General features: G+C 43.9%; 25 protein-coding genes, 1 riboswitch and 1 other annotated feature. Of the genes, 9 read left to right on the forward strand and 16 right to left on the reverse strand.

Going from position 1 to position 26,174, the window contains the following annotated elements:
- Positions 1-94 precede the first annotated feature (94 nt).
- From MKX34_RS21810 to MKX34_RS21830, 5 genes are all read right to left on the reverse strand, one after another.
- Positions 95-748 (reverse strand): flagellar brake domain-containing protein, encoded by a 654-nt coding sequence (locus tag MKX34_RS21810; RefSeq protein WP_036676209.1) that lies wholly within the window; start codon positions 746-748, stop codon positions 95-97.
- A 134-nt stretch (positions 749-882) separates the two neighbouring features.
- A complete protein-coding gene (ypeB, locus tag MKX34_RS21815; protein ID WP_076297397.1) occupies positions 883-2,241 on the reverse strand; it encodes a germination protein YpeB in 1,359 nt (452 codons plus the stop codon).
- A 322-nt stretch (positions 2,242-2,563) separates the two neighbouring features.
- Positions 2,564-3,259: a glutamic-type intramembrane protease PrsW gene (prsW, locus tag MKX34_RS21820; RefSeq protein ID WP_038572438.1), complete on the reverse strand. Its 696-nt coding sequence runs from the start codon at positions 3,257-3,259 to the stop codon at positions 2,564-2,566.
- 153 nt (positions 3,260-3,412) lie between these two features.
- The gene (locus tag MKX34_RS21825) at positions 3,413-4,027 is read right to left on the reverse strand and encodes a genetic competence negative regulator (protein ID WP_036676203.1); all 615 of its coding nucleotides are present in this window, start codon (positions 4,025-4,027) and stop codon (positions 3,413-3,415) included.
- 234 nt (positions 4,028-4,261) lie between these two features.
- Positions 4,262-4,633: a hypothetical protein gene (locus MKX34_RS21830; RefSeq protein ID WP_076297396.1), complete on the reverse strand. Its 372-nt coding sequence runs from the start codon at positions 4,631-4,633 to the stop codon at positions 4,262-4,264.
- A gap of 94 nt (positions 4,634-4,727) precedes the next feature.
- On the opposite strand from MKX34_RS21830, the gene MKX34_RS21835 reads away from it, so the two are divergent.
- The gene (locus MKX34_RS21835) at positions 4,728-5,624 is read left to right on the forward strand and encodes a polysaccharide deacetylase family protein (RefSeq protein WP_076101548.1); all 897 of its coding nucleotides are present in this window, start codon (positions 4,728-4,730) and stop codon (positions 5,622-5,624) included.
- Positions 5,625-5,726: 102 nt separating this feature from the next.
- Here MKX34_RS21835 and MKX34_RS21840 read toward each other — a convergent pair whose 3' ends face one another.
- Genes MKX34_RS21840 through MKX34_RS21850 form a run of 3 tightly spaced genes read right to left on the reverse strand, consistent with a single transcriptional unit; the run spans position 5,727 to position 7,557 of the window.
- Entirely contained in the window at positions 5,727-6,569 is an 843-nt protein-coding gene (locus MKX34_RS21840; protein ID WP_076101480.1) for a metallophosphoesterase, read from the reverse strand.
- Complete coding sequence (locus MKX34_RS21845) at positions 6,563-6,967, reverse strand: hypothetical protein (RefSeq protein WP_076101482.1); 405 nt, start codon at positions 6,965-6,967, stop codon at positions 6,563-6,565. Before MKX34_RS21845 ends, MKX34_RS21840 begins: the two co-directional genes overlap by 7 nt.
- Positions 6,964-7,557, reverse strand: a complete 594-nt coding sequence (locus MKX34_RS21850) for a CPBP family intramembrane glutamic endopeptidase (RefSeq protein ID WP_036676197.1) — start codon at positions 7,555-7,557, stop codon at positions 6,964-6,966. The genes MKX34_RS21845 and MKX34_RS21850 overlap by 4 nt, the downstream gene beginning before the upstream one ends.
- 115 nt (positions 7,558-7,672) lie before the next feature.
- On the opposite strand from MKX34_RS21850, the gene MKX34_RS21855 reads away from it, so the two are divergent.
- Positions 7,673-8,578, forward strand: a complete 906-nt coding sequence (locus MKX34_RS21855) for a hypothetical protein (RefSeq protein WP_076101483.1) — start codon at positions 7,673-7,675, stop codon at positions 8,576-8,578.
- A 110-nt stretch (positions 8,579-8,688) separates the two neighbouring features.
- Positions 8,689-8,919: a binding site (T-box leader), on the forward strand.
- A gap of 243 nt (positions 8,920-9,162) precedes the next feature.
- Positions 9,163-10,755, forward strand: a complete 1,593-nt coding sequence (serA, locus tag MKX34_RS21860; protein ID WP_076297395.1) for a phosphoglycerate dehydrogenase — start codon at positions 9,163-9,165, stop codon at positions 10,753-10,755.
- Between the two features lie 354 nt (positions 10,756-11,109).
- Here the strand turns inward: serA and MKX34_RS21865 are convergent, their stop codons facing one another.
- The gene (locus tag MKX34_RS21865) at positions 11,110-11,943 is read right to left on the reverse strand and encodes an SDR family NAD(P)-dependent oxidoreductase (protein WP_076297394.1); all 834 of its coding nucleotides are present in this window, start codon (positions 11,941-11,943) and stop codon (positions 11,110-11,112) included.
- Positions 11,944-12,102: 159 nt separating this feature from the next.
- Here MKX34_RS21865 and MKX34_RS21870 point away from each other — a divergent pair, with 159 nt between their 5' ends.
- From MKX34_RS21870 to MKX34_RS21895, 6 genes are all read left to right on the forward strand, one after another.
- Positions 12,103-13,059 carry a YafY family protein gene (locus tag MKX34_RS21870; RefSeq protein WP_076297393.1) on the forward strand — a complete coding sequence of 319 codons (957 nt, stop codon included), beginning with the start codon at positions 12,103-12,105 and terminating at the stop codon, positions 13,057-13,059.
- A gap of 121 nt (positions 13,060-13,180) precedes the next feature.
- Positions 13,181-14,431 (forward strand): HAMP domain-containing methyl-accepting chemotaxis protein, encoded by a 1,251-nt coding sequence (locus MKX34_RS21875; protein ID WP_036676188.1) that lies wholly within the window; start codon positions 13,181-13,183, stop codon positions 14,429-14,431.
- Positions 14,432-14,605: 174 nt separating this feature from the next.
- Positions 14,606-14,702: riboswitch (cyclic di-GMP riboswitch) on the forward strand.
- 155 nt (positions 14,703-14,857) lie between these two features.
- A complete protein-coding gene (locus tag MKX34_RS21880) occupies positions 14,858-16,498 on the forward strand; it encodes a thiamine pyrophosphate-binding protein (protein ID WP_094901695.1) in 1,641 nt (546 codons plus the stop codon).
- A gap of 10 nt (positions 16,499-16,508) precedes the next feature.
- Positions 16,509-16,877, forward strand: a complete 369-nt coding sequence (locus tag MKX34_RS21885) for a carboxymuconolactone decarboxylase family protein (protein WP_036676184.1) — start codon at positions 16,509-16,511, stop codon at positions 16,875-16,877.
- A gap of 102 nt (positions 16,878-16,979) precedes the next feature.
- A complete protein-coding gene (locus MKX34_RS21890) occupies positions 16,980-17,435 on the forward strand; it encodes a hypothetical protein (protein WP_256717952.1) in 456 nt (151 codons plus the stop codon).
- 54 nt (positions 17,436-17,489) lie between these two features.
- Positions 17,490-18,482 carry a ketoacyl-ACP synthase III gene (locus MKX34_RS21895; protein ID WP_076147335.1) on the forward strand — a complete coding sequence of 331 codons (993 nt, stop codon included), beginning with the start codon at positions 17,490-17,492 and terminating at the stop codon, positions 18,480-18,482.
- 76 nt (positions 18,483-18,558) lie between these two features.
- Here MKX34_RS21895 and MKX34_RS21900 read toward each other — a convergent pair whose 3' ends face one another.
- The 7 genes from MKX34_RS21900 to MKX34_RS21930 all read right to left on the reverse strand — a co-directional run bounded on the left by MKX34_RS21900 (position 18,559) and on the right by MKX34_RS21930 (position 26,096).
- Positions 18,559-18,774 (reverse strand): DNA-binding protein, encoded by a 216-nt coding sequence (locus tag MKX34_RS21900; protein WP_081384042.1) that lies wholly within the window; start codon positions 18,772-18,774, stop codon positions 18,559-18,561.
- 14 nt (positions 18,775-18,788) lie between these two features.
- Positions 18,789-20,282, reverse strand: a complete 1,494-nt coding sequence (gene glpK, locus MKX34_RS21905) for a glycerol kinase GlpK (protein ID WP_076297392.1) — start codon at positions 20,280-20,282, stop codon at positions 18,789-18,791.
- Between the two features lie 118 nt (positions 20,283-20,400).
- Positions 20,401-21,837, reverse strand: coding sequence for an ATP-binding protein (locus MKX34_RS21910; protein WP_036676176.1), 1,437 nt, complete (start codon positions 21,835-21,837; stop codon positions 20,401-20,403).
- Positions 21,838-22,554, reverse strand: a complete 717-nt coding sequence (locus MKX34_RS21915; protein WP_036676174.1) for a response regulator transcription factor — start codon at positions 22,552-22,554, stop codon at positions 21,838-21,840.
- Between the two features lie 76 nt (positions 22,555-22,630).
- On the reverse strand, positions 22,631-23,893 hold the full coding sequence (ccsA, locus tag MKX34_RS21920) for a cytochrome c biogenesis protein CcsA (protein ID WP_036676173.1): 1,263 nt from the start codon (positions 23,891-23,893) through the stop codon (positions 22,631-22,633).
- Positions 23,890-25,575, reverse strand: a complete 1,686-nt coding sequence (locus MKX34_RS21925) for a cytochrome c biogenesis protein ResB (protein ID WP_038572442.1) — start codon at positions 25,573-25,575, stop codon at positions 23,890-23,892. The genes ccsA and MKX34_RS21925 overlap by 4 nt, the downstream gene beginning before the upstream one ends.
- The gene (locus MKX34_RS21930) at positions 25,575-26,096 is read right to left on the reverse strand and encodes a redoxin domain-containing protein (protein ID WP_038572444.1); all 522 of its coding nucleotides are present in this window, start codon (positions 26,094-26,096) and stop codon (positions 25,575-25,577) included. Before MKX34_RS21930 ends, MKX34_RS21925 begins: the two co-directional genes overlap by 1 nt.
- Between the last annotated feature and the right edge of the window lie 78 nt (positions 26,097-26,174).

Here is a 26,174-nt window from a genome sequence, read left to right on the forward strand (position 1 = left end):
GAAAAAAGCAGGCATTGCCTGCGACTTATAAAATTATACCACAGTTTATACTTCAGTGCAAAATCAGACAGCTTAATAGAGCTGTTAAAAATGCTTATCTGTTGCGGAAATCAAACTGACGTTCGAAGCAATAACGGATAATTTTCTGGCGTTCCAAATCTGAAATAGCGACAAATTTCAACATGGCTAAAAGACGTCCATTCTCAAGCTTTTTAATGCGCACTACTTCACCTTCAAAATTGACATGCTCCGTGCTTCCGTTTCGATAAGGCACCAGTACCCAGCAGGACAATTTATTACCAACCTCCAGCTTAACCTGGTTATCCACCAAAAAGGAGATTCCTCCACCACCAATATCATCTGTACGAACCAGGAACCGTTTGCCAAGGCTATCCTTCACAGCAAGCTCTAGATCAGCATTCACTCGAAAAAAGCTTCTTCTCTGGATCTTAAATATTGAATCTGTCTCTGGCTTTTGAATCCGGACCATACGAATTACATCTTCTTTAAAGCCCAGCACATAAGTATTAAAGTAATTTTTAATGCCACCCTCAGTTAAAAAATAGACCGAAAGCTCGTCCCCCATAAAGAGCCTTTTTAGACGACCATTGCTCTCCTGCATAGGAATTTCAATCAGAAATGCGTCTTCTTCCGTCTCTGCAATTCTTGATCTATATTCAACTTCTGCTTCAGCAGCGTCACTGGAAGCAACCTGTATGTATAGATATTCGTTAATTTTAGGATACAAAGATGTCACCGCCACATCAGTTTAGTAATTATCACTAAGCCTGATTATAGCATGGGAATATCAGCCAGTCAGATATATTTTATAGATATTGCAAAAAAAAGGGACGCACCCAACTGCTGGATGCGCCCTCCCTTTTATTTTGCCTCAGACCCCGAAGAAGGTCTGATTTCTTCCACAGACTCTTCAATTCCATCCTCAGCGTTAATATAAATACGATACTTTGAGCCATTGACTCCTCCACCGAACTCGTAAGTCAAGACCTCGACGGAATCATCATTTTTAATCCAGGACAAGCGATTGTATTGCTCCTTGAAATCAGAATTCAGAAATTTTCTCGCCTCAGCAAGAGTAAGCTTTGGTTTTGGAAGCTGACGGTTGTCCTTATGCTCTTTAACATATTCGCTGGCCTCAAAACCGATGGTATCACCTGTATCCAGCCCCATACGAATAGTCATTTTTTCAGGATAAATCAATACATCATTCTGTTTGGTCACAAAGGTCAAATTCCCGATATTATCATAACGATCAGCGCTGACTGCAGTCATATGGGGATATCCTTTTTTCTCAAGAAACTTCTCGGCTTTGGTAACTGCTTCTTTAATAGATACCTTGGCAGGTCCAATCTCACGGTTATCATAATAAGAGATCAGCAATCCGCCATTTTTTGTGAAATCCATACTGATGGTGTGCTTCTCATTCGAACCACTAACTGTTGCCGTATAGGATGGCCATTCGGTGTTCTTCCCATTTTCTTTAACATCGACTTTAGCGTTGGAGCCCGCATCCGCGAACTTCAATGCCTTACGTTTGATGTCTCCGGCAGTCACGGGGTTACCTCCGAGCATTTTGACGGAACGTTTATCGTAGATGCTTGCTACTGAAGGGCCCCAGTCTAGCTCAGGGTATGCGCCAACACGTTTATCCACCGTTTTGAAACCGTCAATAATCGTGTTGTCCTCCGCTTTATTTTCTGTTGCCAATGCCGTTTCAACATCCATCCAGCGCAGCCGGTTGCCAATGACTTTATTCTGTACCTCTTGCAAATCCTTAGAGATTTCTCCCGAGTTCTTATATAATGCTTTTAGATTACTCAATTCTCCATCTGTCAGAGGTTTTTTAGTGAAGTCACGAATCCCGGCTTTATAAGAAAAGTTGGAGATTTTGGACAGAAACTCCTCTGTTTTGCTAAATGGCAGCAAGGTCAGCGGCAGCTGATTAATCTCATTTTGGGCCTCACTGGTCATCCGCCACACATTGACGAGTCCTTTGCGGTGCATCCCGTTAGAAGCAGAATTAACCGCAAGCGTATTTCCAAGCTCACCATGAAGACGGTCCACATGATAGGACAAATCGTGAAAGGCGCGTTGATATTGGTTTTCCGCCTTAATTAGTATTGAATTCTTCTCCTGGTTCTCCTGATAACCCCACACAAGCGCACCAATCAGCAGCAGCGCGGTCAGCGGGAACATTACAGCACTTAATCTTTTGTACATAGGGCTACAAGACTCCTTTCGATAGCTTATTGGCGTTAGTTTGACAATAAACTAGGAGTCTTATGCACTGAAGTTGCTACACCATGTGACTATAACGTCCGCTCATGCTCTTTCTTCAATCTCAAAGCCACTGCTATTACTGCAAAGGCATTGTTTAAAGCCGGTTTGAATGATACCATGCTCTTTAATCCCTCTTAATATGTAGGTCTCACCGCACTGTTTGCAAACGATACGTACTTTTATACGCAAAAAAAGACACCTCTCTCCTCTCTGGAATTCCTTACTAGGAACTGCCCTTCGAATATAAGTGTGTCCATCTCGATTATAGGTTAACCTCTTCTTCACGTTTCAGAAAGCGGAAAGGAGAACGGCTGTTGGCCCTAGCTACCTTTCCCATACCTCCATACCATAGGATAGCCATCAGAGGCACAATAAACCATATCCAATAGTTAGCTGTCGTACTCAAAATAAAGTCATATATCCCATGCCACATCCATGGCAACAGTAGCGAAAAAACCAGAATTCTCCGGGTCTTAACACCTTTTGAGAACTTCGCCCTCCCCATATGGTAGCCCATGATCACACCAAACATAGCGTGTCCAGAAACCGGAAGAAGTGCTCTCAGAAACATTGATCCGATTGAAGCGTTGCTATACCAAGCGTACATTACATTTTCTATTGTTGCGAAGCCGAGCGAAATCGCCACAGCGTATAGTATCCCATCATATGGCTCGTCAAATTCGGTATGATTGTAAATCATATGGTAAAGCACAAACCACTTTAGACATTCTTCCACGCCAGCGGATATGAGAAACGACTCCACATACGGACCGCCATTTAGTCCCAGCATCAGCCCTCTCTGAATGATCATGACAGGAAACACAATCAGAAGGCCGAGCAAGAATACTTTAATGACTACATGAAGCGGTTCTTGATCATACTTGTCTTTCAGATAAAAAAAGGTCAACAGAGCAAGTCCCGGCGCCACTGCCGACGAAATAACCGATAACACGAGCACCGAATAACCTCCCTACACCCCTAAACCCTATTACTGCCGTTACACAGCAAGGTAGATGATAACTTTGATACAAGAATGACCGACATATCACCAACAACAAGACTAGGGCTGATCGGCCTAAACAATGGTCATCAGCCCCTAGATCTTGCCTAATTACTCCTGACGCTTAAAATGAGTGCACAATAACTGGACCGCATTCTCCGGCATCACTGTTTTCCCATATTCATCGAGAACAGCTTCTGTGACCGGTGAGGAATCTCCAAACTCAGCTAGTACGCCAACAAGACCTGACAACGCCGTTTCTTCAAATTCCTTTGGATCGAAATACAGATACCATTTATTGTTATAAGAATACAGTTTCCCCTGGGAAGTAATATTACCGATGAGCACATGGGCCGCTTCAACCAGAACCTCGAAATCGCGGAATGCATATACAATGGAGTCGCTTTGTTCAAGAGTAACTTCCATTTCATAAATCTCTTCTGGCAATTCTTCTTCCCCGGACGCACCGTACTGATGGTGATCATATTTTCCTCGGGTCACTATAACGACCATACCTTGCGCGGGCAATGCGAAAACTTCTACGGCAAGCGGACCCGTGGCATCAAAACCTAGTTCACTATATGCTTGATCCATCATCTCCGTAAACAGGTCATGAACCTTAGGAACTTCCTGCCACATGTCTTCCTTCTGGATGCCCCGCTCGCTCAGGTCGTCAAAAGTGAGGAAAATCCGTATCTTATCTTGACTTAATCGCTCTATTCTCATGACAGGATCCTCCTTTTGCAAGCTCATTTATTATAATGTATGATGAGTCCCGAGTAATGAGCCAAAAATGGTTACTATGTAAGTATGTTATCATTTTGCCGAGATAAATGCACGTAAATAAATATATAAAATCCTCTCTATTGAATAAACCATTTTCAGAGCCCTGAATAATAAAAAAGAATCATTCTGCGGAATATTTCATCCCCAAAATGATTCTGATGGAGTCCTTTACGGTTACAATCCCGGTATGGTTGTATGCGTTTCTTTAAGAATCTGCTCTACTTCGCTCTTCACTTCAGGATTGCTGCGAATGAATTCCTTTAACAATTTAAGATTGGATTCCTTCGACTTCACTGGTAATTCAGTCTTATGCTCAGTGGTTCCGCTACTTGAACCGTTACTTTGAGCATTACTGCTTGAAACAGCAGTGTTACCAAAACCAGTCGTGGCCATACCGATTATTTTTTCTTTTGCTTTATCTGCAGCTCCACTCATGGAACCACCCGATTGCCCTAGCGAAGACATTAAAGAATTCCGCTTTTTGGACATAATCATACTGGCTGCGGCGCCCATCAGCACCCCGCATAAAAATGACGAAGTATTCATATTTCCAGCCTCCTTGTATGGTAAAATCATGTTTAGTGTTCGCGGAAAGATTCCGGCTCATACAACCTAATAACAAGAAAGCGAGTTGAAAAAAGTGGGTAAAATGACATCAGTGCTCCTATTGGCTACCTTGTTGCTTACTGCCTGTGGCAACAGCGGTGCAAATGGAAATACAGCTAAGGAAACAAATGCCTCAAACAATCCGCCCACGGCGGCAGCTACACAAAGCGCAGAAACTACGGCGCCATCACCTGAAGCAACAGCCAGTCCTACCCCTGAAGCAACAGCAGATGGAGGTACTACAGGAAATAGTACAGCCAGTAAGGGCGAAGCATCCGCTGAAATTCCACTGCTGTACCATATGAACAAAAATTACGATATCGTCCCTAATGAGGAAGCTACAAATAAAAAAGTGGTTTTGCTCACCTTTGACGACGGTCCTAAAGATGCGGCAATGATTAACCCTTTGATGGATGTTCTGGACAAACATCAAGCTAAAGCCATCTTTTTCGTGAATGGTTATCGTGTTAAGGAGCATCCTGAGCTTCTGGAGTTAATACATAACCGCGGTGGAATTATCGGCAACCACAGCTGGGATCATATTGTATTGAAAGACAAGTCCTATACTGAGGTTAAAAAGCAAATCGAAGATGTTCAAAATATTGTCAAAGAAACGCTGGGAGAAGCTCCTCACTTTTTCCGTCCGCCACATGGTGCTGGCGGGGATGTTGGCAAGAAGGTCGCTGCCGAGAATGGAATGTTATACATGACCTGGTCTGTAGGCTCTCTTGACTGGGAAATGAAAGAAAAAGAAACGGGTAAGACAGAAAAATTGATCAGCAATGTTACCGATCAGCTGCATTCTGGCAGTAATATCCTGATGCATGAGCTACCATGGACCGTTGAAGGTCTGGATACCCTGCTCACTACACTTGAGGGCAAAGGATATAGCTTTGTTGATCCGCGCAGCATTGAGCTAAAAATGCGTTGATCAAATCAAACGAAAAATAGAAGGGGGTTCCAAAAGCCATTTGTATGGCTTTGGACCCCCCTTTTTTACGCTACCTATTTTTCTTACTGGAAAGAGTAAGCACTATTGGGTTGATTTACGCAGTGTCAGCACATGCATTTCAGCAGGACTGCCCCAGCGAATTGGCAGATGTGCTGTTCCAAACCCTCTGCTGATCAGCAGCAGCGCATTTTTTGCGGAACCGTCACCTCTTGGCCAACTAAACTTTCCAGCGTCATATTTATGATAGAAATGCTCAACATGTCTTTGACCCACAAACGGAAGGATCACCTGGCCCCCATGCGTATGACCTGCCAGAATCAGGTCCGCTGGCACACTTTGGCGCTTGGACAACCAAAGCGGATCATGTACAAGAATTATACGACAGGTATCTTCAGCAGAAGTGTTTGTGGTTAATTGCGGAAAAGGACGGTATGGAGTTTTGCCCCCATTTTTCGGAAAATCAATTCCGGTTAACCAAAGTTTAGCTCCCTCACGTTCAAAAGCCACATTTTCATCCATTAACAGTTTTGCACCACTGTCCTGAATAATCTCATCCACCCTTGTAATATTAGCCCGATAATCATGATTTCCATGCACTACATAGGTAGATGCAATAGAAGTAACTAGAGTCATATTATCGACAAGACGATTTAAAGGGCTATCTTTTTCCGTTAGATCTCCTCCCAGAAAGACAACATCTACTCCACCCTTTAATGGCATCAGAAGCGAGGACGGAAGGCGGCGGCGATGGATATCTGTTATAAACAAGATACGAAATCCATCGAACTCTTCAGGTAGCGAATCTAGCATTATTTCCTCGGTAATAATTCTGTTTCTAAACGCGTTGATCATCATGATTATGACAACAGCCGCAGCTATCAATAGAATGGCCAAGACCACTCCCCATGCCCATGTACTCACCATAATGTACTCAGCGGAGGCGCTCCTTCAATTCCCCACCAAAGCAGCCCTATTAGCAAAATAACAAAGATAAAAATCAAAGAGTTCACAAACATCTTGCTTAGACGAACTTTTTCTGAAGAATAAGTATCTGCACGAGAAGGAACAGATTCTTCATCCTTCTCTTTACTTCCTGTGGAAGAGCGCTTTGCAGAACCTGCTGGGCGGCGAGCTTTTCTTGATAAAGTTGCCGTAGAGACCCGAGCGGTAGCATTTTTCTTTATAGGAGCAGACTTCTTTTCAGGAGTAGCCTTTTTTACAGCCTCCGAAGTCCGCTTCTCTTTTTTACTTTTGCCAGGATGTTTGCTTTCACTTTTGTGTTGTTTTTGTCGAGACTTTACCCGGCTTAATTCCTCACTCATGATTCCCTCCTATAGCGGATCACCAGACCTGAGATCAGGTCGATGAAGAAGTGACATAGTATAGGGGCCCAGAGGCTGCCCGATTGAATGTAAATATATCCAAGACCATAACTGCTTAAGAACACCCAGCCGGTAGGTACAAAGTGACGTAAATAACGGACATGAATAAGAGCAAATACTATACTCGTCCAATAAGGGCCAATGGAATATTGGATGGCACCGCGGAATAAGAGCTCCTCACATACCGATACAATTGCTGCTATGACGATAATATGCCACACAGGGCGATTTCGAAATAAAAGGTCGTTTATTCCACCATCATCCATGCTTTCCTCAGGGACAATATGTGTCAATAAATAGTCAACAATTAGCATTGCAGCAGCAAGTCCGAGGCCCCATGCCACAAAATGTACTTTTTCTGGAATAATTAATAGCTGAAAAGGATTTCTTTTCTGAAATAATATCCATATCAAACCGATAATTAATGTGAGCCCCTGAGTGATATAGAGATTGAGCAGCAGAAGACGGTCTGTCAACTGGCCTGGTTCTACCTTTTTAACCTTAATCTCGCCAAATTTGAATTTTTTCATCGTGACCTGCCTGTTCTTTATTTTTTTCGGGCAGCTCCGAGAGAGAAACCGTCCATAGTGTTGCTATCAATACATAATACATAGGATAATCCCCCCAGAAAAAGGAGCATTTATTATGAGCAAACGTAAGTCCCGCAATCAAATGTTATACACGCTAGTTTTTTTGTTTTTCCTAGTTTGCGCCTTCGCCGCATTTTTTACTGGCGTCAAGGTTGGCGCAGACAAAACTGAAGCCAAATATGACAATCAATCAAGTATGAATGGTTTAGTAGAATTCACGGGCTCTTATCAACAGCAGGATCTGGTTACTTTCTATCATAACGTATTTTTGCCCTATCGGGAATTCAAGCGGAATTGGAACATTCAAGTAGATAAGTTAGCGCGCAGCACAGATGCTCGTATGAATGCGGCAGTAATGAAGAATCTAAGTATTCTAGCAGACCAGCAATATGAGAGAGTTAATCAAGATTCTATTTTCACTAACTCTCCTCTATTACATCAGTCACAGGTCAATGTACTCAAAAGCTTAACTTTATTTTCTAAAGCCTCCGGCAAAGTCTCTACTAGTGCATCTGGTGCAGAGACCGCAAAGTTATTGAAAAATGATGAATTTACAACTGGCGCCGTGAAGTACGGTCTGTTAGCACAAAAGAACTTCTATGATTCTATGCTAAAATGGGGCTCTAAGACAAACCAGAAAATACCTTCTGCACCTGGCGAACTAAAAACGATGTCTTTCATTCAGTGGAAAAAAATGCCCCTTCTTTTGAAGAATGCTTCTATCGCTGACATGATGTTGAATCGCGGAATTTTTGCAGGTTATGATCCTCAGGACATCACTGCTAAAATAGACGATATGATTTACTCAGGCACTGCAAACTCATTAAATCTTTCGGATATCCAGTCCTCAGTAACCTTGTTGATTTCTACAGGTGCTGTGCAGGAACAGGATTTTATAAAATGGCGGGAACAGTATTATAACAGGGAGACACTACCTCAGCTTCCGTTCTTTTTTGAATAGAACCAGTTATTGAATCATAACGAAAAATGAAGTTCACTTCAAGAAACGCTACTTGTAAAGCCTATTGACACAACTTGCATACCGTGTTACATTATGAAAAAATTAATCATTCAAAACCGATGATGGAACAAAGATCCTGGAAGTCTTCAGAGAGCCGGTGGTTGGTGCAAACCGGTGACGAACAGCTATCTTTAGCGCTCCTGAGATATTGTATCGAACCTTAAAGTAGGTACAATCGGATCAACTCCGTTAACAGTGTGGCCTATGCAGGCCAATGAGGCTGCTTCTTCCAAGTTGCAGTGAATTAGGGTGGTACCACGAAGATAACTCTCGTCCCTTACTACGGCAGTAGTATGGGGTTGGGAGTTTTTTTAATTCCCTAATCCCCCATAAATACTACCTTATGCCCAAAGTTACCGATTTCGCGGTACTCTTGCACGCTGTTTCTTTTGTGCGACACCGCGTTGATCTACTATTATTACATGTTTTTCTCTACTAGTTCGTGAATCTTCTGGTATTGTGGACTGCCCATCAGGGCGTCCTCGACATATAAAGCTTTTCAACTTTAAGGGGGATAAGAAACCATGTTTAAAGTATTAGTATCGGATCCAATCAGTGATTTGGGCATTCAGCAATTGATGGACGCAACAGATGTAGTTGTAGACAAAAAAACAGGTCTCAGTGAAGATGAGCTCGTTGCAATCATCGGTGAATATGATAGTCTACTCGTCCGCAGTCAAACTACAGTAACTGAAAAAATTATCGAAGCTGGAAAAAACTTAAAGGTCATTGGTCGTGCAGGTGTGGGTGTAGATAATATCAAGCTGGAAGCTGCTACTCAACGTGGGGTTGTTGTTATCAACGCTCCTGATGGAAATACCATTACAACTTGTGAGCATGCTTTTGCAATGATGATGGCACTGGCCCGTCACATTCCACAAGCTTATGCAAAAACAATTGGTGGAACCTGGGATAGAAAAACCTTCGTGGGTGTAGAGCTTCGCGGCAAAACTTTAGGTGTACTGGGAATGGGCAGAATCGGTAGCGAAGTGGCTAAACGTGCCAAAGCTTTCGGCATGGAAATCCTTGCTTTTGATCCTTTCTTAACTGCTGAGCGTGCTGAGAAACTGGAAGTAAAATTAGCTTCCGTTGACGATGTAGTCCGCGGAGCAGACTTCATTACTGTACACACTCCACTTACACCGGAAACACGCCATATGATTTCCCGCCCGCAATTTGAAGTGATGAAAAAGGGAATGCGCATCATCAACTGTGCCCGTGGTGGTGTAATTGATGAAATGGCGTTAGTAGAAGCTATTGATAGCGGTATTGTTGCTGGCGCTGCATTTGACGTATTCGAAAAAGAGCCGCCACAAGCAGATCACCCATTCTTGTCGCATCCAAAAATTATCGTGACTCCTCACTTGGGCGCTTCTACAATTGAAGCTCAGGAGAATGTAGCGATCGATGTATCGGAACAAGTACTGCATATTCTGCGTAATGAACCGTTCATCAATGCTGTAAATATTCCTCCAGTTGCTCCAAGCGTAATGAACAAACTCCAGCCTTACTTCACACTTGGTGAGAAGCTGGGCAGCTTTGTTACCCAAATTACAGATAGTGCTATTCGTGAAATCCATGTTGAGTATGCGGGTGATCTGTCAGATGTCGATACCCAACCACTTACTCGCTATATTGTGAAAGGCGTGCTCTCCCGCCACTTCGCTGAGGATGTTAACATCGTTAACTCCATGCACTTGGCAAAAACACGCGACGTTAATGTAGTAATAACTAAAGCTTCCAAAACTAAAGGGTTCACTAATCTGATTACCGTGACCCTTAAAACAGATCACGACCAAGAACGTCTCGTAGCCGGAACATTGCTGCAAGGTTATGGAGAAAGAATTGTTCAAGTGAACAAGTTCCCAGTTGATATCGCTCCTGAAGGACATCAAATCGTCGTATCCCATAACGACAAACCAGGGATTATCGGACTTGTGGGCACTTTGCTGGGTGAAAATGATGTCAATATCGCCTCCATGCAAGTGGGACGTAAAATCGTTGGTGGCGAAGCAATCATGCTGCTGACCGTTGATAAAGCTGTACCTACTCATGTGCTTGTGAAGCTTGCTGGCCTGCCAGAAATCAACACTGCCGAAGAAATCATTCTTCTGTAAGCAATAAGATAGAAATCAAACAACAGAGCAGCGACTCTCCCCTTATAGGAGTTTCGCTGCTTTTGTTGTTGATCGTCGACCTATTTCGGCTTCATTTACAACACCGAATCGAGTTCCCCTGGAGACTTACGGACCCAGATGGCCTTATAAGCAATAACTTCACCTTTGAAGCAGTGTTTCGGACTCCAGTGCCGCTATTCCTCAAAAAGAGAGCTAAATCAGGTGTTTTGCCTATCAATAGCGTCTATGGGGACCGATAGCGTCCTAAATATACGAAAATGCTGCATTTAAGATCAGCTCTGTCCTTTACTGCTTCGTACACAGAAATGGGATCAAACAGATCAAGTTTGCTGTTTAGACTAAGAATGCGGGAACAGTCCGCCCATCGATGTCGGTAAATCCATACTTTTCAGCCAGCTTAGCAACCTGCTGCGGTTGACCGGTCATAGACATAACCTCAGGATCGGTTGCGAGAGCAGCGGCTGCTCTACCGATATAGGTTGTGGATTCAGTCATCTGCAATTCTTCAACCTCATGCCAATGCTCCTCATCCGTGTTCATGCTCTCCAGCACCGCCTCTGTCCTCATCCAGCCCGGAGTGAGCGGAATAACTGCAATGTTGTCCTCTTTAAGCTCATTCGATAACCCGTAGGCCATGCGCACAAGTGTATTTTTAGAAAGATCATAATAGAAGTTTCCTAGATATTTGTAATGATCCCAAAAGGTTGTATGGATGATTAGACCGCCAGCTTTTGCCTCGCGCATTAAAGGTATTGCGAAATAATTTGTTACCAATTGTGCCCTCACACCCGCATTAAACATATTATCCCAGTGCGCTGTAGGAAGCTCCCAAAAAGACTTCTGCTCAATAGGCAAGTCATTCCCGCCCCATACATTATTGACTAAAACATCAAGCCGCCCTTGCTCTGAAGCAATCTGGCGAATGACTGCCTCTGTCTCCTGATCTTTTGTATGATCACATCGTATGGCGCTGCCGGACCCTCCCTCTGCTTTTATTTCCCTAAGTACGTTATCAATGCTCCGCTTGCTATGCTCTGTGCCAGAAGCCTCTGTCGTTCTGCCCGTAATATAAACGAATGCACCTTTCCTTGCCAACTCCAATGCAATTCCTCTACCAGCACCTCTGCTGCCCCCGGTGACCAATGCTACTTTTCCTTTTAAAGTCATGTTCTCAATCCTTTCTACACTTGTTTTTCTCTAAATGTTCTGTATTTAATCCTTACCTTATATAAGTATAATTCTTTAATATGACATCAACTGACATATATAATATAATAATTAATTAAGAACTGACTAACATTTATTAGGAGGAGGAATGTTCCCTTAATGAGAGCCGATCGTTTGTTATCCATCTTACTTTTGCTGCAAAATCGTGGAAAGATGACGTCCCGTGAGCTAGCCCAGACCTTAGAAGTGTCTGAACGAACTGTGTTTAGAGATATGGAAGCCTTATGTACAGCAGGAATACCGATTCTTGCCGAACGGGGACGCGAAGGGGGCTGGATGCTCACGGAAGGATACCGAACCTCGTTAACGGGTATGAAGCCCTCAGAGATTGCTACTCTGCTGCTGTCCGCAGACTCCTCGATTTTAAAAGATCTGGGTATACAAAACGACTTTTCTTCTGCCGTACTCAAGCTGGAGGCTGCTTCGCCATCTAGGACGAATAATCCAGCCAGTTACCTAAGCCAGCGCATCCATATTGATGGTGCCAGCTGGCACCCTTCCGACGAGACCTATCCGTTCCTATCTATCCTGCAGGAAGCTGTTTGGGAAGATCGTAAAGTAAAGATCACTTACCCATGGAATGACGAGACGAAGGAACGTTTTATTGAACCTCTTGGGTTAGTCGCAAAACGTGGAGTTTGGTATGTAGTGGCACGAACCGAGGGTGAAATGCGGACTTTTCGCGTGTCAAGATTAATACAAGCTGAAGCAACTAATGAATCATTTGTCAGACCTGAGACTTTTGATTTAAAAAGCTACTGGGAACAGTCGACTTTAGCTTTTAAAGCAGCTCTGCCAAAATATGTAGTGAAATTAAAGGTGAATGAGTCTATTCTTAAAGAATTACAACGTGAAAGATATGTAACTATAACTTTAGTAGAACCCTCTGCTAATACTGGGTGGATGAACGTAGAGGCCGAGTTTAATACTATAGAATCTGCCTGTCGTATCGTACTCTCTTTTTCTCCTTCAGTTATTGTTTTAGCTCCTACCGAACTAGTAGGGATGGTAAAGTCTGCTATTAAAACAATTTCCACAATATATGAGGAATTTTGACATGAATTCTAAATATCTACTACTTAAAGAAGATTTATGACACTTCTCTATAGACCAATGACCTATAAATCCCCTATAATAACACCATTACATAAAATTTAATAAGGGGGACATTTTACCAATGAGCTGGATGCACAAACTTCCGTTAAAACAAAGAATTGTTGCCGGATGTTACCTCGTTGCCGCACTGTTTGCTATTCCTGTCTTAGTTACGTTAATGATTCTAGGTCAATTTCTCGTAGGAATTATACTAGTAGTTGTTCTTGCAGGTCTGACTTTACCTGTTGCTCGCTTCGTGGAGAGAACGCTTACATCATCTTTTGATGATATTGCTAATGTATCTCACAGTATTTCGAAGGGGGATTTCACTAGCAGAGCGGACGAAAATGGTTCAATGGGTGACGTAAGCCGCTCCTTTAACACAATGATTGATAAGCTCAAGAAGATTCTGACCGATGCATCGCAGATCACCCGTCAAGTAATGGATGCAAGCCGCGGAATCGAAGATAAGAACCAGAACCTGAAAATTGTTATGGCACAAGTAGCCTCTTCTTCTACCGAGCTCGCTCTTGGTGCAAATGAAATATCTACGGATATCGCTGATATGACAGAATCCATTAAAGACATTGAGACCAAAGTATCCAATTATACGAACTCCACCAAAGAAATGAACAGACGTTCAATACATACCTTAGAACTTGTTGAGCAAGGGCGCCAATCCGTAGATACACAGGCTGAAGGCATGCGTAAAAACATAGAGGCTACACAAAAAGTGGCTGATACTATTGAAGCTCTCTCACAAAATGCCCGCGGGATTACGATGATCACCAAGACCATCACAGAGATCGCTGAGCAGACCAACCTGCTGTCACTCAATGCCTCCATCGAAGCTGCTCGTGCCGGAGAGCATGGTCGGGGTTTTGCCGTTGTCGCTCAAGAGGTTCGCAAGCTTGCTGAGGAATCTACGGCTTCCACAAAAGAAGTATTCGGTTTGGTCCGCAGCATTGAGTCAGATATTAAACAAGCCATCGATAATATCGCCATCAATGAAGAGGTTGTGCAGGTTCAGAATGAAATGATCACTCAATCTGCCCATATTTTCGCACAAATTGTACAAAGCGTGCAGTACATTACCGAGCAAATCTCTTCATTCTCTGCGGAGAGTGATCTTATGCTAGAAAGTGCCTTGAAAATTTCCAGTGCAATTGAGAATATCTCAGCAATCACCGAAGAAACCGCTGCAGGCACTGAAGAGGTATCGGCGGCTATGAATGAACAGATTAATGCCCTGCAGTCTGTTGCAGAAGAAACGGAAAAAATGACCCAGGCCGTATTTAATCTGCAAAAAACCATTCATATCTTTAAATTCTAGTTCAAAACTATCAACTGCCACCTAAGCTGAGTCTTAGGTGGCAGTTTTTTTCGCGAGGCAAAACTTCATCTCTTGGACAAGACTTTCGTCAAATTTCGAGTTTTTTTAGCGGATTATGTTGACAAAAATTAATGAGGAATATATTGTAAAGGAAAATTATTCTTATCAACTATAAATTAATATTGGCAAAATCCTCGAAAGAGGATGACGCAAAACCATGGATCTACAGCCTCATTTTTTCGTTTGAGGCCATGATTGCCAGGTTGCAGAGGAACCAGGACGGCTGAACTATTGTTCAGTCTTAGCGGCGCCTTATGCCACCAACCTGTGCTTACTATAGAGCACAGGTTTTTACTTTTTGAGTATATTGATCTATCGTATCTATTCGGTAGATTAATAACTAATATATATCAAAAAACTTGTGAGGTGTTTCTTTTGAAGACAGTCGCAGATTACATGGCGGAAGCACTACGTAACCTAGGAGTCACCCATTCTTTTGGGATCATTGGCAAATCGATTTGTCCAATAGTTCTAAAGATGGTCGATTACGGTATTGAATTTATTCCCGGTAGACATGAAGCAAGCTCCGGATTCGAAGCAGCAGGGTATGCGCTGAAAACGGGTAACCTAGGCGTAGCATTTGGTACTTCTGGTCCTGGTGGAACTAACCTGCTCACAGCAGCAGCTCATGCGAAAGCTAACAACCTACCTGTCCTGTTTATTACTGGCCACCAATCCATTACAGAGCTTGGAATTCCTCAATGTCAGGACTCCACCTCTTTTCTGGCTGATTTAGCTGATATGTTCAGACCTGCCACCTTGTTCAGTAAATTGGTTGAACGTGGGGATCACTTTGGTACTATTTTTAATCATGCGATTTCTGTGGCCCTGGCCAAACGGGGTCCTGTTCATCTTTGTATTCCTTTTGATGTACAAACTGAAGTATTGGAAGAATGCAATATTGTAATCCCTGAAAGAGAGTCTCTAATTAGTCAAGCAAATATCGATAGAGTCATCGATGCTATTCAAGCTGCTAAGAATCCTTTGATTATTGCGGGTAAAGGAATTAACCGCTCCGGAGCACATAAAGAGCTTGTTCAACTCGCAGAAACTTTTAATATTCCTGTAGTAACATCTCCTGGTGGAAAAGGGGCTATAGTCTGGGATCACCCGCTCTATCATGGTCCTATTGGCGTTGGCGGTTCGACCCACGGGGATGATTTATTGAATAAAAGCGATCTGTTTATAGTGCTTGGATCACGTTTAAGTGATATGACCATCTGTAATCTTAAACGGGAGAATCATCCAGCAACTTTAATTCAATTTGATATTGATCCAACCTTTGTCGGAAAAATCCTATTGTCCAAAACGATACCGGTCACTGGGGACCTGCGCGATAATTTGGTGCACTGCCTAAATCATATTGACCCCAGCACAATCACCAAACGTGAGGCTTTGGCCGATGCTGATTATTCAGAAGAGCTTCCAACCCTCAAGAATCTTTCACTGGCTTCAGTAATGAGCACTTTAAGTGATTTGATCCCTTATAATAATTCAATTTTCGTTGATGATGGAAGCCATGGATTCCACGCTGCAAAATGGTACAAGGTTAAGAAACCGGGCAGCTTTGTTTTTGATGCTTATTTTGCTTGCATGGGTAATTCGATCGGCATGGCTATTGGTGCAAAAGTTGCAGCTCCTGAAGAAACTGTCCTCTGCATTACAGGTGATGGTTGTTTCATGATGCTCGGCGCTGAGATTAACACCGCTGTCTGCAAAGATATCCCTGTCATCTTTATCGTGGTCAATAATAAGCAACTAGATATGGCTCTTAAGGGTATGGAGAAAACCACAGGTCGTATCGATGGAACTCTATATGAAGTACCAATGGACGCCGTGAAATTCGCTGAATCTCTAGGTGCTAAAGGCTACAAATGTGAGACTGCGGATGAATTCACAGCTGCAATTAAAGATGCGGTAGCTCTAAACCATGTTGCCGTTATTGAACTACTAACAGACCGTGATGAAGTCCCTCCGACTGCACACCGTACTTTGAACCTAAACTAGGAGGCTAACCATGAAGGAAAATATCAACAGTGGTCTCAACCACTTCACGAATCTATCAGGAGACTATGGCGCAAAAGCACTAGCTCCAATTAAAGACCACTTCCCTGACTTGGCTGAATTTATTATGGGGAATGCCTATGGCGATATTTTTCAACGTAATACTATAGCCCCTGACTGGAAGGAAATTGCAGTCATTTCATCTTTAATTTCAATGGGTCAATTCGAACAGCTGGGTGTTCATTATGTTATGGCCCTTCGTGTTGGAGTCACCGTAGAACAGCTTAAAGGCATTCTATTACACTTAGTACCCGTTATAGGGGCACCTAGAATCATCACAGCTTTTAATATCCTGCTTGCAACCATAGAAGAAATCCAATAACCCAACAGTTCGACAACAATATACAAAATTCGACTTTATTATTGCATGCACTTGAAAAATATGCCTATAATAGAGTCGGAATATCCCAATACTTGCTGTATAGTGTCGAATTTTGACTTTTATAAAACAGCTAAGTGGATATATAAAGGGCTGGATATTGCAGTCGAACTGTTTTGGACAAATTCAATCTATGGGAGAGATTTAGGCATGGGAAGTTTCATTTTGAAGACAGACACTGCAAACAAGGTTATTAACATTGAGTTGGATGGAACATTTTCTGAAGAAGATGGTCTAAAATCTATTCAAGCTTATCAACAAACTATCAATCCAATTACTCCAGCTGACTATGAACTAAAAATCGACTGCAGAAAGCTAAATGTAACTGCACCAGATGTGGTACCTCTTTTAGAAAGCTGCTTTGTAATGTTTAAGAATGATGGTTTTGTAAAAGTAAATCTAACGCTTGAAAATAACCCGATCCTCAAAATGCAGCTTTCCCGTCTTGGCCGTAAAGCTGGACTCGATAACATCGAGATCATTTCTGCGGTTACAGTCTAGATCTTTTAATCTTAATATGTAGGCCACATTTTACTGCTTTCCTGGAGGCGTATTATGACCGGAATTCGTATTAAAGGCATTGATATCTATCATCCCAGCAATATAGTTGGTAACGACTTTTTCATTAAGCATTTTGACGAAAAAGGCATTGATATTCGAGGTCTATTATCCGCATTAGGTCGTATTACACGGTATAGTATTAAGGATGCGGAGGAGAATTCCCTTACGATGGCTTTTGAGGCTGCCCGGAATGTTCTGGAGAAAAGTGGTCTCACAGGTGCCGATATCGACCTTATTGCCTATGCAAGTCAAACTCCTGAGTATATCTTTCCTACCAACTCATTAATGATTCACCGTTTGATCAAAGGCGCATCCCATACGATCTGCATTGACAGCAATGCTAATTGTGCGGGTATGACGGCTTCAGTGGAACAGGTTAGCCGTCAGATGCAAGCGAATCCTAGGATTAAACGAGCGTTGGTAATCGGCTCCGATTATGTTACCCCTCATGCCGATAAGAATGATCCAGTCTACTACGCTAACTTCGGTGATGCAGCGGCGGCAGTCATTCTTGAACAAGCTGAGGATGTAGTCGGTTTCATTGACTCTATCTACCAAACGGATCCTTGTGTTTGCGATAAATCCAAGTTCCCGTGCGCAGGCCTGGCTAAACTGGGTAAACAAGGTGTAGCGGCTGGAGAGTTTAATGTGAAGTTTATTCCTTTTGATGATTCCATTTGCATAGATGCTGCTTCTGAGTCTATTCGTACTCTACTGTCTAACAACAATATCGCGCCTGAAGCCATTAAAGCAGCCTGCTTCTCACAGTTTTCATTGCCTAATATCTTAGAGATGTGTGAGAAAGTCGGTATTGATCGCAATGTAGCGGTATACATAGGGGATGAATTCGGATATACCTCTACCAGCAGCCCATTTATTGCTCTACATAAAGCTGTAACTACTGGAAAGATCGAACGTGGTGATAAAGTCCTGTTCTGGACAGTGGGCGCCGGTTGGCAAAATGTAGCATTTGTTATTGAATATTAGGAGCTATATAACAAAAAGCGGCAAGCTAGGGATTCACCTAAGCTTGCCGCTTTTTGTTATAAATATGAACGCAACATCAGGACTTACTTGCAAAGGTGAGCCCCTTTTCCGCGAGAGCACTCCGCAGTAGAACGATCGCCTTTGGCCCCAATCCATGTAGCTGCAGAAGCTCTGCCTCCGTAAGCTTGCTGAATTGTTGAAGCTGAACATATCCAGCCCCATGCAGGGCTCGAAGCGCCGGCTTAGATAGTCCGCCCGGCAGATCAGATTCGTTTCCGTTAACCATAGACATATACAGCCCCTTTATCACTGATATCCTTCATGCTTCTCCCAACCCATGGTACGCGCTACAGCGTCCTTCCAGGCGTTGTAACGACCTTCCCGCTCAGTAATACCCATCTCAGGCGAGAAGACCCTCTCAGCCTTGTTGAAGCTCTCTAGCTGGGCACGTGTCCAGACTCCGGACGTTAACCCGGCCAGAAGCGCTGCACCTAGCGCTGTTGTCTCCGCATATGTGGTTCTAGTAACCTCACTGCCCAGGATATCAGACTGGAACTGCATCAGCAAATCGTTACGCACAGCTCCGCCATCCACACGAAGGCCGGTCAATGGCATGCCTGCGTCTTTTTCCATAGCTCCTATTACATCTCTAGATTGAAAGGCTAAGGACTCCAATGTAGCTCGTACCAGATGTCCTGAGGTAGTGCCTCTAGTAAGGCCAAATATGGCTCCACGGGCATACATATCCCAATAGGGTGCCCCCAGTCCGGTAAACGCAGGCACAACGATAACCCCTTCACTGTCCTCTACTTCCCGTGCTTTATCTTCTGAGCCTGATGGCTCCTCTATAAGACCAAGCCCCTCCTGCAGCCACTGAACGGCCGCTCCGGCCACGAACACACTGCCCTCGAGAGCATAATAGAGTTCATCTCCCATACCCCAAGCTACAGTGGTCAACAAGCCATGGCTGGAGGCTACAGCTTCTGTGCCTGTGTTCATTAGAATAAAGCAGCCTGTACCATAGGTGTTTTTGGCACTGCCGGGTTCTAGACAAGTATGTCCAAACAATGCGGCCTGTTGATCTCCAAGTACAGAGCGAATTGGAATATCCGCCCCAAACCACTGTTTGTCTGCTATTCCAAATTCGCCGCCAGACATTCTTACTTCTGGCAGAATGGTACGCGGAATACGAAGCTCTTGCATTAGCTCTTCATCCCAGCACCGTTCATGAAGATTGAACAGCATCGTACGTGAGGCATTGGTAACATCAGTGACATGTACGGCTCCGCAAGTAAGTCTCCAAATTAGCCAGCTGTCGATCGTACCTGCCAGAAGCTCCCCTCGATTCGCCCGCTCTCGGGCACCATCCACGTGATCCAGTATCCAGGAGATTTTGGTAGCTGAGAAATAAGCATCTACAACAAGGCCCGTCTTGCTCGCAATAACTTGCTCCAGCCCTTTACTTTTAAGTTCTTCACATTGCTCTGCAGTACGCCTGTCCTGCCACACGATCGCAGGGTATATCGGTTTGCCCGTTGTTTTATCCCAGATTAAAGCCGTTTCTCTCTGATTGGTTATTCCGATGGCAGAGATCTCCTCAACCGCTATGCCACCCCGCGCAATCGCGTCTCTTGCCGCTGCGAGCTGTGACTCCCAGATTTGCTCAGGGTCATGCTCTACCCAGCCTGGATGGGGGAAGGATTGCTTAACATCATATTGACCTTGTGAGACCCATTTAGCCTCCGTATCGAACAATATGGCTCGTGAGCTGGTAGTACCTTGGTCTAAAGATAAAATCATTCTATGCCCTCCCAAGCAAAACCTACAAGATATGTTCCACGATGAACAAGATTAATGTGTTTGTTTCAACAAAAAGCACCTCTGCTGTCAGAGGCGCTATCACACATTGTGTTTGGAATTACTGTTTTTCGACAGGAAGTCTTAGCGTAAAGGTTGTACTTTCGCCTAGTTTGCTTGAAGCGGAGATGGTCCCGTGATGCGACTCTACAATATTTTTAACAATCGCAAGCCCAAGTCCTGTTCCACCTGATTCTCCCCGTACACGCGCCTTATCAGCTTTGTAGAAGCGGTCGAATATATACGGCAGATCCTCTGGTGGAATTCCCACCCCTTCATCCTGAATTTTAATCTCAAGATAACGACGACCTTCTAATACACAAGTTCCTGTATGAACTGTGATTTTTTTGCCACCCTGTGTGTGGCGGAAAGCATTATCGAGTAAATTGGTTAGGACTTGTTCCAGTTTATCCTCATCCGCTGCCTTCAGAACAGCAATATCGCTCTGTTGCTGCAAGTGAAGATGGATATCGCGCTCTTTGGCACGTACAGAAAATTTACGGTAGACTCGTTCCAGCAGTTCATTCATGTCCACCTGAGCTTTCATCATATCCGTATGTCCGGCTTCCATTCGGGCAAGATCAAGCAAATCCTTAACCAGACGCCCCATACGCAGTGATTCGTCATGAATGACCTGGATCAGCTCACTGCTTTCTTCGGGGGATGAAGCCATCCCGTCCAATAAAGCCTCACTGTACCCTTGCATCATCGACAATGGAGTGCGTATTTCATGGGAGACGTTAGCAACGAAGTCTCTGCGCATCTTTTCCAGACGCACCTCTTCCGTCACATCCCGCAGTACAGCAACTACTCCCCGGATGCTGCCTTCAGAATATAATGGTGCCATATGAACAGACCAGACGCCCTGCCGCACATGTACATTGGAGCGGTCATCGCCACCTTGTTTAAGGGTGCTTAAAAATAAAGGACGCAGGGGAGGCGGAACACTGCTCTCAGACGTTTCGGGATGGAGCTCAGCATCACTCGCATGTTCCCACTGCAAATCGCTCCAGCTCTCTAGCAGAGCTTGGCCGTGCGGATTGGTCAAAATAATCTGCCCTTCAATATCAAAGGTGATCACAGCATCGCTCATACTGCGCAGTACGCTAGATAAATGCCCCTTCTCATGATGCAGACTGCGAATATTCTCTTCAAGCTCCTCAGCCATATGGTTAAAGGAAGTCGCCAACTGGCCAATTTCATCACTTGTGACAAGCGTAAGCCTTGTTCCGTATTCTCCCCGGCGAATGTTATTCGCAGCTTCAATGACACGCTGCATCGGCTGAGTGATTTTGGTAAACAAAAATAACGCAAAAAATGTAGTCAAAGAAAATCCGATCATACAAGTATACATAAATAAACGTTTGATATCTCCGGAATTGGCAAAGTTACTGTCTATGTAGGGAAGCAAAAATAACCCCAAGGTAATAAGTACGACAGCGACCAGGCAGATGATCGTAACCCACAGTTTGCCGACAAGACTTCTCCAGAAGTTCACTTATTTAGGTACCTCTAGTTTGTAGCCTACGCCCCATACGGTCGTAATCATCGCTGCGGATTCCGGTGATACTTTATTCAGTTTTTCACGAAGGCGTTTTACGTGAGTATCTACAGTACGCAAATCTCCGAAAAATTCATAATTCCAGACATCCTTAAGCAGTTCTTCACGAGAAAATACTTTATCCGGCGAAATAGCCAAATAATGCAGAAGTTCATATTCTTTAGGTGTCAAACTCACTTCTTCACCACCAGCAGTCACACGGTGAGCATCATGCTCAATAATAAGATGAGTAAATACAATGTTATTGCTGGAATTGCTCTCCTTGGACAAGAAAGCAGTTGCCGAAGAACGGCGCATAATAGCCTTCACCCGGTAAATGACTTCACGTGGACTGAAGGGCTTCACAACGTAATCGTCTGCGCCCATCTCAAAGCCCTGAACACGGTTGATCTCTTCGCCTTTAGCTGTAAGCATTAACACCGGTGTTGACTTCACTCCTCTGAGTCTTGTCAGCACTTCCATCCCATCGATGCCAGGCAGCATAACATCCAGCAATATTAGACCGTAGTCATTTGCTGTTGCTTTACGAAGAGCGATTTCTCCGTCTTCCGCTTCATCGATTTCATAACCTTCTTTTTCAAGATACATCTTTAGCAGGCGGCGAATACGTTCCTCATCATCCACTACCAGAATTCTGTTTAAATGATCTGCCATTTCACTACAACCCCTTCATCAATACAGTAGAACGTAATCTTTAAACCATTGTGCAACGTTAACAGGTAAACTATGCTCAGTCCGTCCCCGCGTAAGAATGAAGTCCGGCGATGACTAAATTAACGCCAACCAGAGTAAACATTACGACCAGGAAGCCAAGCACAGCCAGCCAGGCAGATTTTCTTCCTTGCCATCCACGAGCCAAACGTAAATGAAGATAAGCGCTATAGAAGAGCCAAGTGACAAGCGCCCAGACTTCCTTAGGATCCCATCCCCAGAATCTTCCCCAAGCGATTTGCGCCCATATCATTGCAAAGATCAAAGCGCCTAATGTGAAAATAGGAAAGCCAATGGCTATCGCCCTATACGTAATCTCATCTAGATCGCCCTCATCAATTCCGTCCATCACTGGGTGTAAAGCAGTGCCCAGCGGTTTACGTACGATCAAGCGAAGAACTCCGTAGAGGATTAATCCGGAAAGGAGTGACCAAATTACAGTATTAAACTTCCGTCCAGCATTTACACCATTCATCCAAGATGGTGCCTCAAAGAGTGGTTCTTTTATGCCAAGAAACGACTGGAAGCTCTCAATTTCGCTATTGTGAGGTGCCACAATCGGCGGCATTCGATAACTCACTTTCTCTATTGTACTATTTTCCTGCCCGGGGCTGTCAATCGTAACGTTCGGACGGACAAAAACAGTTTCGTAGCCTGCTCCGCGGAATGCAAAAACAGAACCCAGAAACCCAATTATAACAATGATTGAAAAGAGAGTAAATTCGACCAGCCTCTGTTGCTTGCGATCCGCCTTCTCTTTACTGGAAAAATTGACTGTTCGCAGCAGATACATCAGTCCCGCCGCAAACCCTACTGCGAAGAAGGATTCACCTAGTGCAGCCAGTGTTACGTGAATCTTTAAATAGTTCGATTGAAGAGATGGAATCAGCGGCTGTACTTCCTGTGGAAATACTGCGGCATAAGCCATCACAATAATACTGATTGGAACTGCAAAGAGACCCAAGATTACCTTACGATAAATAGCGTACATCACAGTAAAGGCAACCATGACCATCATCGATAAAAAAGTCATGAACTCGTACATGTTGCTGACCGGAATATGCCCTGAGCCCGCCCAACGTGTAAAGAAATAAATAAGATGAAAGATAAGACCTATTGAAGAGAAAATAAAAGCAATTTTGCCCCAACGTGCGGTATGTTCCTCCGGCTTGCGGCCTGACCACTTGCGACCCATGATGGCGATAGTGAATAACATAAACGAACCGCTGTATAATAAAAATGCGGCAATAAAGACAGCGCTGCTGATGTCGAGCAAGCTCATGAAAGGCCTCCTCCATTATCTAATGATTTTTCATCGACTACCAGATCTACTTTTTCTAAAATAGAAACGATCTCACGGCGGAACCCGAACCAGTTCTTGTTCGTATGTCCTCCGAGGATAAGCTCCCCGTTAGCAACGGTAAGCCAGATACGTCTATGCTGCCAGTAGAAGCCAAGCACTAAACCCAGCATCACGATTGCTGCACCTAGCCATACAAACGGCATTGCACGATCAATACGTATATTCAAGTAAGTAGTCGATTCCGAAAAATCAACGTCGCTCATGTTGTCCACTTCAAGCTCAAGAAATCTATTGCTCCCGCCAAGCTTATCGTTAATGGCAGCCTGTTGAAACTGCGCCTTATCCACCTGTTTAGGAAAATAGAAATACTGCTGCCCTTCCGCCGGGAGATCCGGACCTTGTATCAGGAACAAAAAAGCAGGTGCATTCGGATAAGGTGATTTGGATATCGGCTGTCCATCCTCATTTAGACCAAAATCCATATACTTTTCTTTCAAAGTTAAAGTATAAGGACCCGCCTGAATTGCCCGCGGAGGATTCTTCATGTCCAGCTTAAATTTGCCGAACGCCTCGCCAGTGGTGGAATTCTTAAGCTCAGGCTGTACCGAACGCAGCACCGGGGTCAGATCATAATCAAACTGATACGCTTTCAATCCTTTATAATCCAAAGGTGAATTTACTTGGATATCATGTTTCGTCACCTCGGATAGCTGTGGTTCCTTCGATGGGTCTCCACAATCCGCGGTGCATTCATAAAGCACAGCTTGGGTCTGGAATAGCTTTGGAAGTATTTTTTTGCCACGAAATTCCTCAGGCATCTCTTCCTCCGTATAAAACTCCACGGTGAATTTCTCATTTTTCAAATAATAGGTGGTGTCCGGAATCTGTGTGATCTCCCCTTGCGGGAAAGCAAGATGCTGATCCATGTTCAGTCCCGGCAATCCTCTTGCTAATACAGCAAGTAAAAAAATAATTAAGCCAATATGTATTACATAAGGTCCCCAGCGGCTGAAGCGATGTTTCTCTGCCAGCAGAGCCCCTCCATCCGTCTTCACGCGATAGCCCTTTTTACGCATTGGCTGAATTACCCGGGCTACCCAAGCTTCTGGTTCCTCTTGTACTTCAGTCACTAACACAGCTTTTTGCCGAGTTAAGAACTGGCGATGTTTCCGAATCTTCTGCCTGGTTAAGGCCTTATAGAGCGGAAGTACTCGATCCAAGCTACAGATCACAAGTGAAGCGCCGATCATTACGAGTAGAGTTACAAACCACCAGGATTCGTATGTATGTGAAAGTCCAAGTTTGTGATAAATATATCCGGCTGTTCCGTACTCTTGCTTGTAATAAATTGAGGCATCAATATTAAGAAAAGTACTCTCCTGCGGGAAAATCGTCCCTAACATAGAGCCTATAAGTGTCAACACAATCAGATAGATCGCTATTTTGACGGAAGAGAAAAAGTTCCACACCCGATCAATAATCCCCGGGTTAACGCGCTGAGAACGGCGAGCTACGCCATCGTAACGCATTTCCAAATTCTCGCCCCAGTCTGATTCTTTACCCAACGGCTTCCCGCATGCTTCGCATAAAACAGTGCCTACAGGGTTCTGGTGACCACATTCACATTTGGTATTGGTTATAAATGCCTCGCGTTCACTCATCAATCCACCAGCTTCCCAATTTGATCATCAAGTGAATTCAAATCAAGCTGGCCGATATGAATGTTGTCAATTTTACCCTTGGAATTAATGAATAAGGTAGTTGGCAGCGGAGAAATACCATAACTTCGTACAGCATCACGTCCAGTGTCCATCAAAATCGGAAAATCGATGTTTACTTGCTTCACAAAATTCTCGACAGTCATCCGGTCTTCGCCCACATTAATGCCTAAGACCACTACGTCCTTGTCCTTCCATTTCTCCCATTGCGCTTGGAGAGCCGGCATTTCTTTGACACAAGGTGCACACCAAGAGCCCCAGAAATTAAGCACAATAGTCTTGCCCTTATATTCGTCTAGGGTATGAGCCAGACCGTCAAGCCCAAGCAAATCAAAGGAAGGTGCTTTGCTCCCTTCCTCTGGTTTGCCGCTTCCCCCAAATACAGAGGAACCGATGGCATAACCGCCCACTATAACAATTAGAAACAGAATCACGATTTGAATTGGTTTTCTTGCTTTACCCACACGTAAAGCCCCCTTCTGTGACGCAACTCATACTTATGTTGTAAGGTGTGAACATCCTATGAACATTATAGCGAATTT

Origin of the sequence: Paenibacillus sp. FSL R5-0636 (assembly GCF_037974255.1) — a bacterium.
In the GTDB taxonomy this organism is placed as follows: Bacteria; Bacillota; Bacilli; order Paenibacillales; family Paenibacillaceae; genus Paenibacillus_AQ; species Paenibacillus_AQ odorifer.